The organism is Gordonia iterans, assembly GCF_002993285.1.
Classification (GTDB): Bacteria; Actinomycetota; Actinomycetes; order Mycobacteriales; family Mycobacteriaceae; genus Gordonia; species Gordonia iterans.
Genome location: NZ_CP027433.1, coordinates 3760140 through 3776683 on the forward strand (window position 1 = coordinate 3760140; position 16544 = coordinate 3776683).

The 16544-nt window shown below is 69.7% G+C and carries 16 protein-coding genes; 1 reads left to right on the plus strand and 15 read right to left on the minus strand.

Features of this window, described 5'->3' with window-relative positions; all coding sequences use genetic code 11:
* Nucleotides 1–173: 173 nt before the first annotated feature.
* The 11 genes from hemL to C6V83_RS17030 all read right to left on the minus strand — a co-directional run bounded on the left by hemL (nucleotide 174) and on the right by C6V83_RS17030 (nucleotide 12108).
* A complete protein-coding gene (gene hemL, locus C6V83_RS16980) occupies nucleotides 174–1529 on the minus strand; it encodes a glutamate-1-semialdehyde 2,1-aminomutase (RefSeq protein ID WP_105943403.1) in 1356 nt (451 codons plus the stop codon).
* Nucleotides 1530–1773: 244 nt separating this feature from the next.
* A complete protein-coding gene (locus C6V83_RS16985; RefSeq protein ID WP_159067554.1) occupies nucleotides 1774–3432 on the minus strand; it encodes a DUF222 domain-containing protein in 1659 nt (552 codons plus the stop codon).
* Between the two features lie 230 nt (nucleotides 3433–3662).
* A complete protein-coding gene (locus C6V83_RS16990) occupies nucleotides 3663–4634 on the minus strand; it encodes an SGNH/GDSL hydrolase family protein (RefSeq protein ID WP_159067555.1) in 972 nt (323 codons plus the stop codon).
* 7 nt (nucleotides 4635–4641) lie between these two features.
* Complete coding sequence (locus C6V83_RS16995; RefSeq protein ID WP_105943406.1) at nucleotides 4642–5361, minus strand: DUF3093 domain-containing protein; 720 nt, start codon at nucleotides 5359–5361, stop codon at nucleotides 4642–4644.
* Nucleotides 5358–5849: a hypothetical protein gene (locus C6V83_RS17000; protein WP_105943407.1), complete on the minus strand. Its 492-nt coding sequence runs from the start codon at nucleotides 5847–5849 to the stop codon at nucleotides 5358–5360. Before C6V83_RS17000 ends, C6V83_RS16995 begins: the two co-directional genes overlap by 4 nt.
* On the minus strand, nucleotides 5846–6436 hold the full coding sequence (locus tag C6V83_RS17005; RefSeq protein ID WP_159067556.1) for a hypothetical protein: 591 nt from the start codon (nucleotides 6434–6436) through the stop codon (nucleotides 5846–5848). Before C6V83_RS17005 ends, C6V83_RS17000 begins: the two co-directional genes overlap by 4 nt.
* A 2-nt stretch (nucleotides 6437–6438) precedes the next feature.
* Nucleotides 6439–7431 (minus strand): porphobilinogen synthase, encoded by a 993-nt coding sequence (gene hemB / locus C6V83_RS17010; protein WP_105944037.1) that lies wholly within the window; start codon nucleotides 7429–7431, stop codon nucleotides 6439–6441.
* A 10-nt stretch (nucleotides 7432–7441) separates the two neighbouring features.
* Nucleotides 7442–9064, minus strand: coding sequence for a bifunctional uroporphyrinogen-III C-methyltransferase/uroporphyrinogen-III synthase (locus C6V83_RS17015; protein ID WP_105943409.1), 1623 nt, complete (start codon nucleotides 9062–9064; stop codon nucleotides 7442–7444).
* A 75-nt stretch (nucleotides 9065–9139) separates the two neighbouring features.
* A complete protein-coding gene (gene hemC / locus C6V83_RS17020) occupies nucleotides 9140–10099 on the minus strand; it encodes a hydroxymethylbilane synthase (protein WP_105943410.1) in 960 nt (319 codons plus the stop codon).
* Between the two features lie 287 nt (nucleotides 10100–10386).
* Nucleotides 10387–11724, minus strand: coding sequence for a glutamyl-tRNA reductase (locus C6V83_RS17025; RefSeq protein WP_105943411.1), 1338 nt, complete (start codon nucleotides 11722–11724; stop codon nucleotides 10387–10389).
* 87 nt (nucleotides 11725–11811) lie between these two features.
* Nucleotides 11812–12108 carry a glutaredoxin family protein gene (locus tag C6V83_RS17030; protein ID WP_105943412.1) on the minus strand — a complete coding sequence of 99 codons (297 nt, stop codon included), beginning with the start codon at nucleotides 12106–12108 and terminating at the stop codon, nucleotides 11812–11814.
* 149 nt (nucleotides 12109–12257) lie between these two features.
* On the opposite strand from C6V83_RS17030, the gene C6V83_RS17035 reads away from it, so the two are divergent.
* Complete coding sequence (locus C6V83_RS17035) at nucleotides 12258–13460, plus strand: HAD family hydrolase (protein WP_407646192.1); 1203 nt, start codon at nucleotides 12258–12260, stop codon at nucleotides 13458–13460.
* 161 nt (nucleotides 13461–13621) lie between these two features.
* On the opposite strand, the gene C6V83_RS17040 is transcribed toward C6V83_RS17035, so the two are convergent.
* The 4 genes from C6V83_RS17040 to C6V83_RS17055 form a co-directional block, all read right to left on the minus strand.
* Complete coding sequence (locus tag C6V83_RS17040) at nucleotides 13622–14719, minus strand: lysophospholipid acyltransferase family protein (protein ID WP_105943413.1); 1098 nt, start codon at nucleotides 14717–14719, stop codon at nucleotides 13622–13624.
* A gap of 98 nt (nucleotides 14720–14817) precedes the next feature.
* Complete coding sequence (locus tag C6V83_RS17045) at nucleotides 14818–15870, minus strand: NAD-dependent epimerase/dehydratase family protein (RefSeq protein ID WP_105943414.1); 1053 nt, start codon at nucleotides 15868–15870, stop codon at nucleotides 14818–14820.
* A 150-nt stretch (nucleotides 15871–16020) separates the two neighbouring features.
* Nucleotides 16021–16122: a 30S ribosomal protein bS22 gene (locus C6V83_RS17050; RefSeq protein WP_003402602.1), complete on the minus strand. Its 102-nt coding sequence runs from the start codon at nucleotides 16120–16122 to the stop codon at nucleotides 16021–16023.
* Between the two features lie 158 nt (nucleotides 16123–16280).
* A complete protein-coding gene (locus C6V83_RS17055) occupies nucleotides 16281–16526 on the minus strand; it encodes a helix-turn-helix domain-containing protein (protein ID WP_105943415.1) in 246 nt (81 codons plus the stop codon).
* Nucleotides 16527–16544 lie beyond the last annotated feature (18 nt).

Genomic DNA, 16544 nt, shown 5'->3' on the forward strand with positions numbered 1-16544 from the left:
TTTCGCTCCCCGAGCTCCGCATTTCGCTCCCCGAGCTCGTCATTTCGCTCCCCGAGCTCGTCATTTCGCTCCCCGAGCTCGTCATTTCGCTCCCCGAGCTCATCATTTCGCTCCCCGAGCTCATCATTTCGCTCCCCGAGCTCGTCATTTCGCTCCTTGAGCTTGTCGAAAGGTCATCGCGCCGCCTCGGGACCGGACGCGGCCGCAGCGGCCGCCGCAGCGGCGGGCAGGGCGTCGGCGATCGTCGCGAACGCGTCGTCGTCGAGTGCGGTGGAGGTGAACCAGGCCTCGAACGCGCTCGGCGGCGCATACACGCCGCTGTCGAGCAGGGCGTGGAAGAACGGTGCGAAGCGCCAGGTCTGCGTGGCCTTGACGGCTGCGTAGTCGGTGATCGGGACACCGGGGTCGGCGTCGTCGGGCAGGAAGAAGACGCTGAACAGGTTGCCCGCGGACTGCACGCGGTGTCGTACGCCCGCCCCGGTCAGCGCATCCCCGAGTAGGTCCTGCAGACGCTGCGAGTTGGCGTCGAGCTCGGCGTAGACGTCGTCCGTCGCGTGCCGAAGGGTGGCCAGACCGGCGGCCATCGCGACCGGGTTCCCGGAGAGCGTGCCCGCCTGATAGACGGGGCCGACGGGGGCGAGGTGGTCCATCACGTCGGCGCGGCCGCCGAATGCCGCGGCCGGGAGTCCACCGCTCATCACCTTGCCGAACGTGAAGAGGTCCGCCTCGACCGGGTCGAGGCCGTAATAGCCGGCGGCGCTGACCCGGAATCCGGTCATCACCTCGTCCATGATCAGCAGCGTGTCGTGCCGGGCTGTCAGCTCGCGCAGTCCGGCATTGAAGCCGGGCTGCGGTGTGATGGCGCCCATGTTGCCGGGGGCGGCCTCGGTGATCACGGCGGCGATGTCGTCGCCGTGCAGTTCGAATGCCGCTGCCACGGCGTTCAGGTCGTTGTACGGCAGCACCAGCGTGTCGTGCGCAGCGGCGCCGGTGACACCCGGCGAGGTCGGCAGGCCGAGGGTGGCAACGCCCGAACCGGCGTCGGCGAGAAGTGCGTCGACGTGGCCGTGGTAGCAGCCGGCGAACTTGACGATCTTGCTGCGTCCGGTGAAGCCGCGGGCCAGGCGCACGGCGGACATCGTGGCCTCAGTGCCGGAGTTGACCAGGCGAACCCGCTCGACGGGCGCGACACGCGTGACGATCTCCTCGGCGAGCGCGATCTCCGCCTCGGTCGGAGCACCGAAGCTCAGGCCGCCGACGGCGGCCTCGCGCACGGCCTCGACGACGGCGGGGTGTGCGTGGCCGAGAATCATCGGGCCCCACGAACAGACCAGGTCCACGTAACGGTTGCCGTCGACGTCGACGAGCGTGCAGCCGGATGCCTCGGCGATGAAGCGCGGCGTCCCGCCCACCGCAGAGAAGGCCCGCACCGGCGAGTTCACACCGCCCGGGATGGATGCCGTGGCCCGTGCGAAGAGTTCAGCACTGACGGTCGTGCCCGGGTCGGGTACGGAGGTGGGTGCGGACATGGGTTCCAGTGTTCCAAATCTTGGGCCAGGGTCCCAATCGCGCGCCTCGGATGCCCCGGTCCGGGCGGTATCGGGGGATGCAGATCACGGCGCGCGGCCGCCATGAATGGCCGACGCCCTACCCCTGCGGCGTGTCAACGGGCCGCGCGGAGTCCTTGGGGGCGATCTCGCCTGACCCTCCGGACCCTGGTTCTCCGGGAAATCCGGCTTCGAGGGCACGGGCGGCCTGGCCGCGGTGGTGCGGTCAGGCCGCCCGGGTGAAGAGTCGGGCGAGGATCTGTTCGGCTCCCGAGGGCGGGTCGACCGGGGCGATCACCCGGATCGGGGACGGCCGGTAGCGGACGATGATCGTCGGAGTCGATCGATCGTCGTCCCGGTCCAGGTCCTTCTCCTCGGGCGGCCCGAGATCCTCGGGTGGTCCGGGGTCGCCGAGTGGCCGGGTGTCGTCGGGTGGTCCGGGGTGGTCTGGTCCGGCTGCCGTGGTCGGGTGGCTGTGCCCGGGGTCGGGTGCCAGGCGTTCGGGGTGGAACATGATGTTGCTCTGCCACCGGGTGCCGCGTCCGACGGGCCGCCACCCGACGTGTCCGGCGTCGGGACCGAAGGTGAGGACCGTCGACTCCCAATGCCCGGCAGTCTTGCCGTTCATCCGGTTGTGCCGTCCGCACGCCCCACCCAAGCGGTCGATACCTGTCCTGAGCGGAGTCGAAGGGTCGGTCTGGCCGTCGTCGGTCCAGTCGGGCATGCGTGGGCCTGAGCATGCGTGGCGGAGCTTGCCGGTGGCCTTGGAGAACACCGCGAGATACGGGATGGTGTCGGCGGCGAACTGCACCAGATCAGACACCGGGATGCGGGTGCCGGTGGCGGTCCAGCCGATCCCGGCCTGACGCGCCAGATCCTCATCGGTCACGGTGACCACGACTTGTGAGGGGATCCGGGTGGGTGCGGGTTGCCCGGCCAGCGCGAGGGCCCAGTCGCACAACGCTTCGAGGGCGTCGTGCTGACGCTGCCCGAGCGTCCGTGTATCCCGCTCGGCGGCGGCCGCCAGGACCGCCGGGTCGAGGCCGGGTTGATCGGCCGCCCCACGCGGGGAATCCGGGTCATCGGTATTGTTCATCCCCGCGGTGGCCCACTGATGCAAGACCACCTCCAACTTCGCGCGCAGCACCGGGGTGAGCAGCGCCCGCACTTTGCTCATCAACTGCCGGTTCTGCGGTTGCAGGTTGAACGTGCGCCGCCGGGCCCGGTCGTGGTCGTCGGCCAGAGTCCCGTCGGGGTCGAGCCACGCCAGGATCCGGTTACCGACCACGGTGACCGCGGCAGGGTCCAGACGCCGCGCCGCATCAGCGAGCATGCCTTCGGCTTTGACCCGCTGATCGTGAGTGACCGCCGACGGGAGCTTGTCCATGATCTCGGCCACGGCGGCGACGTGGGCGCCGCCGGCGTCCCCGTCCGCGACGGCGGCCGCGGTCGCCGTCAGGCGAGGTTCGAGGCGTTCACCGGTCAACGCGCCCATCGCACCGATGCCTTCGGCGGTGACCCGGCGGCGGCGGGCCTCACCCACACCGAGACGAGCACCGTGGGCGTAGAGCTGGTGGGCCGAGATGTGCCCGGCACGCCGGTACACGCCACGGTCGGAGATTCGGTGGATCGAGCTTGTCGAGATTTCGACATACAGCGCAGCGTCGAACACCTCCGCCCGGCGGTGGGCCTGTTCACGGGCGTCGAGCAGACCCAACAGACCGTCGTCGGACTCGGCGGCCAACAGTGCGGTCGCCTCGGCGCTCAACCGCTTCTCTGCGGCGGTCTGCACCGCCAGCAGTTCTGCGGGCGACAGGCCGGCGATCAGCGTGTCGGGGTCGAAACCAGCGGTGTCGTCGTTGTAGGAGATGCCGTTGACGGTCACGATGTTCACCTCCCTCGAAGTGCTGTTCCCGCTGGTAGAACCGGGCGTTTCGACTCTCCTTGTGTGTCTGACATCACTCTACGACGGGGGTCTGACATCGATGATGATCAGTAGTTCCGTGGTGGCCCCGGCTATGACTGCCTCCGCGCCAGCCGACAGTCCTGACCTGTCCACCGCGGCGCTCGACACTCCGCGCGGTCACCCGAATCGGTTCCGCGGTATCTGGACCGTCAACGACTCCGTAGGGCGGCAAGGACGGCGTCGGCGAGCGCGCGTTGGCCCGCGAGGTTCGGGTGCAGGGACGCCGGACCCGACACCGTCATCGGCTCCACCCACCGCTGCGCCGGGCCCGCGCAGGCGTCGTGACCCCGGGACTCCGCCGACACGTCCACGTAGTGCGCACCAGCAGCTTCCGCCGACCGCCGCAGCACGTCGTTGAGGCGGGCCTGGGTCCCATGCACAAACGGAACGTCGCCCGCGGCGATCGGAATCTCGTCGTAACAGCCTTGCTGAGCAGGGAGGATCCACGGATAGCCGACGACGAAGACCCGAGCTTCCGGCGCGCGCTCAGCGATCGCGCGCAACCCCTCGGTCAGGTCAGTCTGCGTCCCGGCGAGGATCTCGGCGACCCGGTGCCCCATCTCGGCGCGGCAGGGCGACGGCGTGTCCGGCCGGTCACGACCCATGCTCGCGCAGGTCCCGATCAGCGTCGTATAGAGGTCCGAATCGTTGCCGCCGAGGCTCAGCGTCACGACCTCGGTCCCGGGTCCCAACGCGTCCAGCTGCGGTCCGACGCCGTCGTACTGGGAAGAATGCAGGTCTCCGGTGGTCGCGCCGGAGCAGGACACGTCCGTGAGCGCCCAGCCCTTCCGAGCCGCGACCAGCTGCCCGAAGTTCTGCTGCGAGCGCTGGCAGAAGAACGGCGAATCGGCGATCAGCGGCGTCACCCCGGTGCCGGAGGCATAGCTGTCGCCGAGGTGGACGTGGGGGTTTCGACGGTGCTCAACCGGCGACGACCGCTCCCCCGACGAAGCCCCCTCCCCCGGCGACGACCGCTCCCCCGACGAAGCCCCCTCCCCCGGCGACGACCGTTCCCCCGGCGACGCCCCCAGCGCCACGACCACGGCGATCGACGCCATGACGACGGCGACTACCGCCATCAGCACGAAGACGGCCGACGATCCACCCGGGCGGCGAGCCACGATCGCCCTACGAGTCCGCGCCGTCGCCGGAGTGCTTCCGGGGCGTCAGGCCCATCTTCACCGCGAGATGCGCCTCGGTGAGTTCGGACCGGAATCGGTCGACGTCGCGCGCCCAGGCCTGGGCCAGCTTGCCGTCCTTCATGCGCACACCGACGCCCTTGCGGCGACGAGGCACCGCAGGCAGTTCGCCGAGGGCCAGCGCGCTCTCCCACTTGGCGTGTTCGCGGCCGCGGTTCTCCGGGTACACCTCGGCGATGTCGGCGAGCTTCACCGTCTGTGCGCCCTGGCGGAGCGTCGTCTCGGTCAGGTGCACGGACACGTGCCGCTGCGCCGCGGCCTTCTGAAGCCAGCCGAATCCGACGAAGATCACGAAGAAGATGCTCAGCACCGGCCAGTGCACGCGTCCCGGGCCGAGGATCTCCATGATCGCCACGGCGGCGATCAGGCCGCCGCCGATCACGACCAGCGCCCAGCTGCCCCCCGGCTCGTAGAAGAGAGTCTCCCCCGGATCATCCTCGGTGGTGCTGTCCCCTGCCGAACCGTCCTCACCGTCCTCTGCGAGTTCGGTGGTCACCGCGTCGTCGTCCCGCGCCGCCGCTTCCTCGGCCTCGGCTTCGACGATGCCGGCGTCGTCGGACGACTCCCCGAGGCGCTCGTGCGAAGCGCCCTCCTCGGTGCCCGCTCCGGACTCGTCCGGGCCGCGGTCCGTCGGCTCGGCAGCACTCATCGCGGATCTGCCGGATCGTCGTCGCGGGGATCGCGCCGCCCGTCCTCGCGCGCGTCGGACTCCTGCTCGCCGGCCTCGGATCCGTTGAACCACGCATCGGCCTTGGGGCGGTACGCGAGCACCGTGCCGGCGAAGCCGATCGTCGTGACGGCCAGGACCACCGCGAGCCCCGGCGACTGGAAGCCGATGGTCAGCACCAGCACCATCACGACCACGACGAAGGTGAGCGCAGCCAGCGAACCCCGCCACTGCGGAACGCAGGTCGCCTTGCGGGCCAGCAGAATGTACACCAGGCCGACGGCCCCGATCAGCACCTCCACGGCCAGCACGCCGAGGTTCCAGCGCGACTGGAACGCCTCGGCGACCAGGCTGATCACCCCGAGGACCACCAGCAGCAGTCCGGAGAGCAGCCACAGCCCGAACGCCCAGCGTACTTGGGTGGGGCGGGTCGCCGGGTCGGGCACGTAGCCGGGAGAGTGCTCGATCATCGTCGTGGGTTCCCCTGTCCGCTCCGGTCGCGACGGCGCTTGCGGCGAGCGGCCATCGCGTCGACGTACTTCTTGGTGTCCGGGTGCATGACGGCGAGCAGCACTCCGACGGCCGCCACCCCGCCGAGGACCCGCGGAATCATGGTCCAGACCGGCAGCGGATCGGTGGCGGCGGCCTCGCCGAACACGTGCCCGAAGAACGCGAAGATCATGTTGATCGTGACGACGGCGGCGAGCCAGCCGAGCAGGAAACGCGCCCACCAGAATCCGCGCACCACCAGCAGCACCGCAGCGGCGGCCAGCGCGAGGATGAGGATCGAGGCGACCGCGATGGCGACGACGGTCATCACCGTCGCGTACTGTTCGACATTCTCGATACCGGCCGAGTCCTTCATCTGTTCGGCCCGGGTGACCATCTCCTCGCGCATCATCGAGTACGCGGGCGGGAGAGTGATCACCTGGCAGATCGCCGCGACCACGGTGAGCTGAATCAGGATCAGAATGCTGTCGGGCCGGGCCGGCGCATCGCCCGCGGGCCCGGGCGACTGCGGCACGGGCGCCCTGGGTGGCAGCGATGGGACGGTCATGGTTACAGCGTAGTAGCCCGCAGGCGACCGGCCATTTCGACGGCGGCGTAGGTGAAGACGATCGAGGCGCCCGCCCGGACGATCGAGAGCACGGCCTCGTCCAGCGCGGCCTCGCGATCGATCCAGCCCCGCTCGGCGGCCGCGCAGATCATCGAATACTCGCCGCTGATTTGGTACGCGGCCACCGGGCGGTCGGACACCTCGGCGACGTCGCGAACGATGTCCAGGTAGCTCATGGCCGGTTTCACCATCACCATGTCGGCACCCTCGTCGAGGTCGGCGAGCAGCTCGCGCACGGCCTCTCCGCGGTTGGCCGGATCCTGCTGATAAGTACGACGGTCCCCCTGAAGCGACGACCCGACCGCTTCGCGGAAGGGGCCGTAGAACGCGGACGCGTACTTGGCGGTGTAGGCCAGGATCGAGACCTCGGCGAAGCCCTCGGCATCGAGGGCTTCGCGGATCGCGGCGACCTGGCCGTCCATCATCCCGCTGGGAGCCACGACGTGCGCGCCGGCGCGCGCCTGGGACACCGCGAGCGCGCGGTAGTGCTCGACGGTGGCGTCGTTGTCGACGCGACCTGCGCTGTCGAGCACGCCGCAGTGCCCGTGATCGGTGAATTCGTCCAGGCAGGTGTCGGCCATCAGCACGGTCGAATCGCCGAGATCCTCGCGCAGCGCGGTGAGCGCGCGATTGAGGATTCCGTCGGGGCGCGCCCCGCACGATCCGGTCGCGTCCTTATCCTCCGGACGCGGCACGCCGAACAGCATCAGACCGCCGACCCCCGCGGCCACCGCCTCGTCGGCGGCGGCACGCAGGCTGTCGACGGTGTGGTTGACGACGCCGGGCATCGACGAGATCGGCCGCGGCGCGTCGATGCCGTCGGCGACGAACATCGGCAGCACCAGCTGCGCGGGATGAACGCGATGTTGTGCCACCAGCCTGCGCATGGCAGGTGTGGTCCGCAGCCGGCGCGGCCGGTCCGAAGGGTGATCCATGCCCACCACCCTACGAGCGCGACCGCCGGGACTTCTTGCGCGGCGGGGGCAGGGCCCCCTCGGCCCGCAGTTGCGCGGCATGGGCAGCGAGCGCGTCGACCAGCGCCGGAATGGAGGCCACCTCGGGACGCACGTCCACCCGGAGACCGAACTCAATCGCGGTCTCGGCGGTCTTCGGACCGATGCATGCGACGATGGTGCGCGCATGCGGCTTGCCGGCGATGCCGACCAGGTTCCGGACCGTCGAGCTGGAGGTGAAGCAGACGGCGTCGAAGCCGCCGGTCTTGATCATCTCGCGGGTCTCGGCGGGCGGCGGGGCCGCGCGCACGGTGCGGTAGGCGGTGACGTCGTCGATCTCCCAGCCGCGCTCGCGCAGGCCCTCGGACAGGGTCTCGGTGGCGATGTCGGCGCGGGGCAGCAGGATGCGATCCACCGGGTCGAAGATCTCGTCGTACGGCGGAAAGTCCTCGAGCAAGCCGAGGGACGACTGCTCGCCCGACGGCACCAGCTCCGGCTCCACGCCGAACGACCGGACCTTGGCCGCGGTGGCCTCGCCGACGCAGGCGATCTTCACTCCGGAGAACGCGCGTGCGTCCAGGCCGAACTCGGCGAACTTCTCCCAGACGGCGCGCACGGCGTTGGTGGAGGTGAACACGATCCACTGGTAGCGGCCGTCGACCAGCCCCTTGACCGCGCGCTCCATCTGGGCCGGGCTGCGCGGCGGTTCGACGGCGATGGTCGGCACCTCGCGCGGGATGGCGCCGTGGCCCACCAGACGCTCGCTCATGTCGGCGGCTTGATCCTTGGTGCGCGGCACCAGCACGGTCCAGCCGTACAGCGCGCGCGACTCCCACCAGGAGAACTTGGCGCGCTTCTCGACCAGCTTGCCGACGGTCAGGATCAGCGCGCCCGCGAGTCCGGCCGCAGCCTCGGTCAGCGTCGCCAGCGTCGCCTCGACGGTCCGCTGCTGACAGGTGGTGCCGTTGACCGTCACGGCGACCGGCGTCTGGGGCGCCAGGCCGTGTTCGGTGAGGGCCCCGGCGACCTCGCCGAGGTGACCGTCGGTGGCGTGCAGCACCAGCGGGCCCGGAGCGGCGGCCAGCGCCGCCCAGTCCACCTCGCCGCGCACGTCGGCGACCGTGTGACCCGACCCCAGCGGCACACCGGCGAAGCCGGGCACCACGGACGAGTGCGGCAGCCCGGGCAGGATCTCGAAGCCGACGGAGGTACGAGCCACAGCGGTGATCTCGGCGAGCACCGCGTCGGTGGTCATCGGATCGCCGGTCACCACGCGCACCACGTCGACGCCGTTCTTGGCCTGGGCCACGATGGTCTTGGCGACCTGTGCCGGGTCGCCGAGGGCCGGGTGCACCACCTGGGGCGCCTCGGGCGTCTCCTCGTCGGCGGTCTCGGCCTCGGCGGCCTTGCGGCTGCTGCGCGTCTTCTCCGCCTGCGGCGGCACGTGAGCGGACCCGATCAGCTCCACGACCGCCGGCGGGACGTCGGGATCGACGAAGGCCACCGTCGCGTCGACCAGGACTTCCTTGGCGCGCACGGTCAGCAGATCCGGGTTTCCGGGACCCGACCCCACGAACAGAATCCGGCCCGGATTAGCATTCTTGGTACGGCTCATGCGTTCGCACTCTCCTGCCCCGCAGGCGGGGCTTGCAGTTCGTTCTCTGCGGGAGCCGTCAGTACGGGGTCGCGGCTACGACTCCGGGCTGACGAGTGCGGCAGCACCGAGCTCCAGCAGTTCGGCGGCGAGATCCTTGCCGAGTTGTGCGGCACGCTCCACCGGGCCCACCACCGAAGCACGGATCACCTCGGATCCGTCTTCGGCCGCCACCGCCGCGCGAAGCGACAGCTCGTCGAAGATGCGCCCGCCGGAGTCGATCGATTCGACCACCTCGGCGATCGCACCGACCGGTGCGGTGCACCCGGCCTCCAGGGCCGCGAGCACTGCACGCTCGGCGTCGACCGCCGCACGGGTGGACGGATCGTCCAACTCGGCGAGGATTCTCACCAGTTCGGCATCGTCGGCACGGCACTCGACGGCCAGTGCCCCCTGGGCCGGCGCAGGCAGCATGACCACGGGGTCCAGTGCCTCGGTGACCGCATCGGTGCGACCGATGCGGACCAAGCCGGCTCGGGCGACTACCACCGCGTCCAGTTCACCGTTCGCGACTTTGCCCAACCGAGAATCAAGGTTGCCTCGTAGGGGGCGGATTTCCAAACCGAGACCCAGTGCTCTAAGCTGCGCGGCCCGCCGCGGCGACGAGGTGCCCACCCGCGACCCGGCCGGGAGCTCACCGAGAACCAGTCCGTCCCGGCTGACCAGCGCATCCCGCGGATCGACGCGCTCGGGAACGGTGATCGTCAGATCCGGTTCGGGCGCGGTCGGCAGATCCTTGTACGAGTGGATCGCGACGTCGCATTCGCCGTCGCGCAACGCGACGCGGATCGCGGTGGTGAACACCCCGACGCCGATCTGCGCGACCGGCGAACGCTGATCGAGGTCGCCGGGCGTCTTGATGATCACGAGTTCGGCAGGGTGGCCCAGCGCGATCAGCCGGTCGGCGATGCCCTGCGCCTGCGTCGAGGCCAGCAACGACCCTCGGGTGCCGATGCGGATGGGAGCGGAGCTGGCAGAGCCTGCATTGTCTGACACGGACAATCCTTCCGGACGCTTCAGCGGGGATCGGCGAGGCTCGTGGTGAGCACCGCCGGGCGGGACGCGAGACCCGCGCGCGCCGGTCGCGAGACCGGTGGCGTGGTTCCAGCCTAGTGTCCCGTGTCGAAAGTTCTTTCGCGGTATGCCGGGGCCCGATGAGCGTCTGGCGGCGTTGTCCTCGGTCAGGATACCTGCCGGTATCCCTCCCTCGTCCGCCTTGCCGGCCGCCCATCGGACTCCCGGCAACCATCGAGAAACTTCCGACACGGGACACTAGTGCCGAGCTAGCGGATGTCTTCCAGGCCCGCATCCGGCCGAGCGACCTGCTCGGCGGTACCGGGCTTCAGTTCGAAGAGTTCTCGCAGAGCGGCGGCGTAGTGATCACCGTCGCCGGTCGACGCGAGCTGCTTCACCCGCACCGTGGGGGCGTGCAGCAACTTGTCTGCGACCCTGCGGACGGTCTTGGCCACCTCGTCGCGCTGATCGCCGTCGAGGTCCGGAAGCCGGCTCTGCAGCCGCAGGATCTCGGCTTCGACGACGTCGGCGGCGCGCTGGCGCAGCGCGGCGACAGTCGGGGTCACCTCCGCCTGCCGCTGCGCGGCCAGGTAGCCGGCCAGTTCCGAGGCGACGATGCCGCGGGCCGCCGCGGCGTCGGCGGCGGCCGCACGCGTCTCGCTGTCGCCGCGGAGACTCTCGATGTCGATCACGTGGACGCCGGGCAGCCGCGCGGCGGCCGGGTCGACGTTGCGGGGCAGCCCGAGATCGCAGACCATCAGCGGAACCATCGACCTTCGCCGCAGCAGCGCCTCGTGCACGTCGCCCACCTGCAACACCGGGGACACCGAGCCGGTGGCGGTCACGACGATGTCGGCGTCGGCCATCACCTCGGTGATCTGGTCCAGACTCACTCCCCGCGCGGCGATCCCGTGCCGTTCGGTGACCCCGACCGCCAGTTCCTGGGCGCGGTCGGCGGTGCGGTTGACCACGATCATCTCGGTGATGCCCTCGCGGGCGAGCTGCGTGGTGGCCAGCGAGCCCATCGCGCCCGCGCCGATCACCACCGCCCGGCGCATCGGGGCCTGTCCTTCACCGCGAATGCTCCGGGCCCGGTGCACGGCCACCGAGACCACCGAAGCCCCGGCGCGGTCGATGCCGGTCTCGGTGTGCACGCGTTTGCCGACGCGCAACGCCTGCTGCGCCAGCTCGTGCAGGGTGCTGCCGGCCGACTTGCACTCGTCGGCGACGGTGTAGGCGGACCGGATCTGGCCGAGGATCTGCTGTTCGCCGACCACCATCGAGTCGAGTCCGGCGGCGACGTTGAACAGATGCTCCACCGCGGCCTCGGAATAGTGCACATAGGCGTGCCCGGTCATCTCGCTGATGTTCAGGCCCGAGTGGTCGCCGAGGACCCGGCCTACCGCTTCGAGCGCGGGGTGGAAGGCCTCGACCACCGCGTAGATCTCGATACGGTTGCACGTGGAGACCAGCATGGCCTCGCTGACCGCCTGGCTCTGCATGATCGTCTCGACCAGCTTCGGTCGGTCGAACTCGGAAACGGCGAGTCGTTCGAGCACCGGCACCGGCGCACTCCGATGGGAGACCCCGAACAACAAAAGACTCACGCTGTCACCGTTTCCTCAGTTAACGCGGCGTCCCGTTCACGTCGCGGTCACGTCCCCGATGCGAGCACATGTACTACACAGGTTAGTTCACCGCTGCGGCCCGTCGCCAACCACCCGGAGAAGTCTGTCAAGGTCTGAGCGCAGCCTTACCTCATCGATTTCCCAGTAACCGTGCTCCTCGCCGTCGAGCAGCAGCACGGGCAATCGGTCCCCGTATTCCGCCCGCAGCTCCGGATCACCCTGTTCGGCGGCTTGATCGACGTCGACGACGACGGGCTCGATCCGGTAGTCGACCGCAATGGTCCGCAACTGCGTCAGCGCCACCTCGCAGAGATGGCACCCGGCGCGTGTCAGCAAAGTCACCTCGGTGACGGTCTCCGCCATGAGACCAGGATATCGCCCCGTGGCAGCACGCCTGCTCGCCGCGCGCCGACGACCCTGCTCGCGCGGCGAAGGCTCGGTGTCTGCGAGCCGCGATAGGCTTGGCGGCGAGACAACCAGCACGGATCACCCGACCCCCAAGGAGGTGGCTCGTGAGCCGCAACGCTCCCGAACCCGACGAGGAGTTCGCCGCCGACACGGAGACGCCGCACGACCCGGAGCCCGGCGTCGTCGTCGAGAACGACGCGGAGCTGGCAGCTCACGTCCACGAGAGCGAGGAACTCGTCGCCGAACAGCACGGCGAGGAGGCCCTCGCCGAGGATGCCGACGCCGACGAGGCCGCCGCCGACGAGTTGAGCGCCGAGGCCGAGGCGGCCCTGCGCGAAGCGGAGGAGAGCCGCCGGGTGGCGGCGTGGTTGTCCGACCGGGCGGGCCGATTCCGGCAGTCCGCCGCGGAACTCCGCCAGGTGCTGGCCGGCGAGGCCTCGGCGAGCGCGGCGATCGAATCCCTGGGCGCCCGGATCCCCGACGACGAGAGCACCGAACCCGGCCAGGTGACCGATCTGACGGCGGCCGCCTTCTTCGACGTCGACAACACGCTGGTGCACGGCGCTTCGATCGTGCTCTTCGCCCGTGGTCTCGCCGCGCGGAAGTACTTCTCTTACAACGACATCATGAAGTTCGCCTGGCAGCAGGCGAAGTTCCGGCTGACCGGCCGCGAGGACATGGACGACGTCGCCGAAGGACGCGACAAGGCGCTCAGCTTCATCGCCGGACGCTCGACGGCCGAGTTGGTCGCACTCGGCGAGGAGATCTACGACGAGTACATCGCCGACAAGATCTGGCCGGGCACCGAGGCGCTGGCGCAGCGGCACCTGGCCGCCGGCCAGCAGGTGTGGCTGGTCACCGCGACCCCGGTGGAGCTGGCGCAGACCATCGCCAAGCGTCTCGGTCTGACCGGCGCGCTGGGGACGGTCGCCGAGAGCGAGGACGGGGTCTTCACCGGACGCCTGGTGGGCGACATCCTGCACGGCCCCGGCAAGGCGCACGCGATCCGGTCGCTCGCCGTCCGCGAGGGCCTGAACCTCAAGCGGTGCACCGCTTACTCGGACTCGTACAACGACGTGCCGATGCTCTCGCTGGTGGGCACCGCGGTGGCGATCAACCCGGACTCCGATCTGCGCGACGTCGCTCGAGTGCGCGGCTGGGAGTCGTACGACTTCCGCACCGCGCGCAAGGCCGCCAAGTACGGAGTCGGCACCGCGATGGTCCTCGGCGCCGCGACCGGCGGTGCCTTCGTGGCCGGCCGCGTGCTCCGCGAGCTCGCCGAGAAGAAGGCCGCCGACGACTCCTGACCTCGGATTCGACCGGCAGCGCGTGGGTGGTTTCGACACCGACTCACTTCGTTCGCCGGGCTCAACCGGCGAAAGCTCTGCCCCCACGATGAGTGAGCGAGCGCATTCGACGGAACTCAGAAACCACGAGTCGACCTCACCGTGGACCGAACCGGCCCAGGTCAGCCGAGGTAGACGCTGCCGCGGCGGGAGAGCATGCGGAACAGGGTCTGCTGGATCTCCTCGCGGACGTGATCGGTCAGGTCGAACACGACCATCGGGTCGTCGGCCGAGGAGACCTCGTACGACGACGTGTCGATCGGGCGCCCGAAGTGGATGTGCCACTTGGACGGGAGCGGGACCAGACCCAGCGGACCGAGCCACGGGAACAGCGGGGTCACCGGGAAGTACGGGAGTCCGAGCGCCTTCGCCAGCGGCTTGAGGTCGGCGATCATCGGGTAGATCTCCTCCGAGCCGACGATCGACATCGGGATGATCGGCGCCTGCGTGCGAATGGCCGTGGTGACGAACCCGCCGCGCCCGAAGCGCTGCAGCTTGTACCGATCTTTGTAGGGCTTACCGAGCCCCTTGTAGCCTTCCGGCCACACCGCCGCCAGTTCGCCCTTCCGCAGGAGGGATTCGGCGTCCTCGTTGCACGCCAGGGTGGCCCCGGTCCGACGGGCGAGGTCACCCAGGACAGGCGTGTCGAAGACCATGTCGGCGGCCAGCAGCCGCAGGTAGCGCTGGTTCGGGTGATTGTCCCGGACCGCCACCGACGAGATCAGGCCGTCCACCGGCAGCGACCCGGCGTGGTTGCCGACCAGGAGTGCGCCGCCGACCGCTGGGAGATTCTCGATGCCGCTGACCTCGACGCGGAACCACTTCTGGTAGACCTGCCGGATCGCGGGGAAGAAGACCGTCTCGGCGAAGTGCGGGTCGAACCCGAAGTCGTCGACGGAGTACTCACCGGTCATCCGTTCCCGGATGAAGCCGGACGTGGCGATCAGCGAATCGGCGACGGCCGACCGCAATCCGCCGAGGCTGAACAGCGGCGAATGCCGCACCGGGTCGCGCGGGGCGACCGGTTCGTCGGGCAGCAGAATCTCGTTGTTGATCGGCACGATGTCCGCCCCGTCGGTGCCGAAGCCGTCGGTGTTCGGGTGGCCGGCCGCCTGAGGGCGACTCGGCAGACCGCTGCGCTTGTGCGCCCGCGGGTCGGCGGTGTACAGCGAGATCACCTTCGCGGTACGCGAGTCTGCGGGCTTGTCCGCCGGAGCCAAGTCAGTCCCCCTCGAAGTGATCGGAATCGAACGTCATCCCCAGGCCTCCGCGGACGCGGGTCAGGGGTGCGGCACAGATGTTCATCGTACGTGCACGCTCACTGGATCGCAGTGGCGGCCGACACCGCACGACGTTCCAGCGCTCGCCAGGTGCCCGCGCCGATCAGCGGTTCGGTGCCGCCCCGTTCGATGAAATCGTCGAGCGTCTCCAGCGTCGTGTAGCGCGGCTCGAACCTCAGTTCGTTACGCATCCGCGTGGTGTCGAGCACGCGCCCGAACGCGAGATAGCTCTCCTGCTCGGAGCGGATGGTCGGCACCCGCCCTTCGCGGAGAACTCCGGTCAGCGGAGCGATCAGCGGCGCGGGAACCGGCAGCGGCACATGACCGGCGCGGTGAACAGCCTGAGCCAGGGTCACCACCCCGTCGCCCGCGAGGTTGAAGGTGCCGGCGACCGGGCGCAGAGTCGCCCGTTCCAGAGCGCCGAGCGCGTCCTCTTCATGCAGGAACTGCAGCCGCGCCTGCCGGCCGATCACCACCGGAACCAGCGGCAGTGAGAGATACGAACTCATCCGCGTCGCGATCCGCGGGCCGAGGATCGCCTGCGGGCGCAGGATCGTCACCTCGATGTCCTGTCGGCGACGAGCCAGCCCGCGGGCGTAGCCCTCGACGTCGAGCATGTCGCGCCCGTAGCCGCGGCGCGGCTCTCGGCGCGCCGGAGTGCTCTCGGTGAAGTAGGCGGGGTCGGCCGCACTGGCCCCGTAGATCATCGCGGTGGAGCGCAGGATCAGTCGTTTCACGCTCGGTGTCCGCTGGCAGGCGGCACAGACCTGCATGGAACCGACGACGTTGAGTTCTTTGATGGCCGGGGAATGCGCGGCGGCATCCATGATCGACGGCGCCGCGTGCACGACGGTGTCGACCTGGTAGCTGGCGAGCGCCTTGGCGATCGCCGGCCGCCGGATGTCGAGACGGAGGAATTCGGCCCGGCCCATCCGGCGCATCAGGCTCTTGCTGGGGATCCGGGAGTCGACGGCGACGATGCGTTCGACGTCGGGGTTCGCGGCAAGGCGCGAGACGACGTAGCCGCCGAGAAAGGTCGACGCCCCGGTGACCAGGACCGACCGGGGCGGACTCACAGACTGCTCAGCCATGGGTCAAGGGTAGGGCATGTCGGGAGCACACGAGATGCGGCAGCGCCCGCCCGGGAACCCCGGGCGGGCACTGCTGGAAGCTCGATTCGAGCACTCGGCACCGAAACGACCTGTGGCGGAAACGCACTGTGTGAGCGTTCCCGCGGCCACTCACTTACCGAGCTTGCGGCGCTGCACGCGTGTCCGGCGAAGCAGCTTGCGGTGCTTCTTCTTCGACATGCGCTTGCGGCGCTTCTTGATCACTGAACCCACGGGGCTCTCCTCACGGTCTTTGCTGACGGTCCGTAGGCCACCGCACTCGTTCGGCGGCGGCACTGTCGTCCCGCTCAGCACGACCGGGACCTGACGATCCATTCTAACGATTGGACCGACCCGAGGTGAAATCGGGCCGACCGATCCGCGTCGCGGACCTATCCGGCGTCGAAGTAGGAGGTCTCCAGGTAGTCGTGAACCGCCTTGGCGTGAACCCGGAACGAGCGACCCACGCGGACGGCGGGCAGTTCACCGTTGTGCACCAACCGGTACACGGTCATCTTCGAGACGCGCATCAGCGCGGCGACCTCGGCGACGGTCAGGAACTGCGAAGCCGAATTGGCGTTTGACACGCGCGCTTCGGTGAAGTCGGTCCTGTCCCCAGGCTTGTCTGCTGCAGCCATGAATATGTAAACCTCCGG

Excerpts from the sequence above, each read along its gene's own strand:
- hemL (WP_105943403.1), bottom strand. The coding sequence starts at position 1,529 with ATGTCCGCACCCACCTCCGTACCCGACCCGGGCACGACCGTCAGTGCT.
- C6V83_RS16995 (WP_105943406.1), bottom strand. The coding sequence starts at position 5,361 with ATGAGTGCTGCCGAGCCGACGGACCGCGGCCCGGACGAGTCCGGAGCG.
- C6V83_RS17000 (WP_105943407.1), bottom strand. The coding sequence starts at position 5,849 with ATGATCGAGCACTCTCCCGGCTACGTGCCCGACCCGGCGACCCGCCCC.
- C6V83_RS17005 (WP_159067556.1), bottom strand. The coding sequence starts at position 6,436 with ATGACCGTCCCATCGCTGCCACCCAGGGCGCCCGTGCCGCAGTCGCCC.
- hemB (WP_105944037.1), bottom strand. The coding sequence starts at position 7,431 with ATGGATCACCCTTCGGACCGGCCGCGCCGGCTGCGGACCACACCTGCC.
- C6V83_RS17015 (WP_105943409.1), bottom strand. The coding sequence starts at position 9,064 with ATGAGCCGTACCAAGAATGCTAATCCGGGCCGGATTCTGTTCGTGGGG.
- C6V83_RS17030 (WP_105943412.1), bottom strand. The coding sequence starts at position 12,108 with ATGGCGGAGACCGTCACCGAGGTGACTTTGCTGACACGCGCCGGGTGC.
- C6V83_RS17045 (WP_105943414.1), bottom strand. The coding sequence starts at position 15,870 with ATGGCTGAGCAGTCTGTGAGTCCGCCCCGGTCGGTCCTGGTCACCGGG.
- C6V83_RS17055 (WP_105943415.1), bottom strand. The coding sequence starts at position 16,526 with ATGGCTGCAGCAGACAAGCCTGGGGACAGGACCGACTTCACCGAAGCG.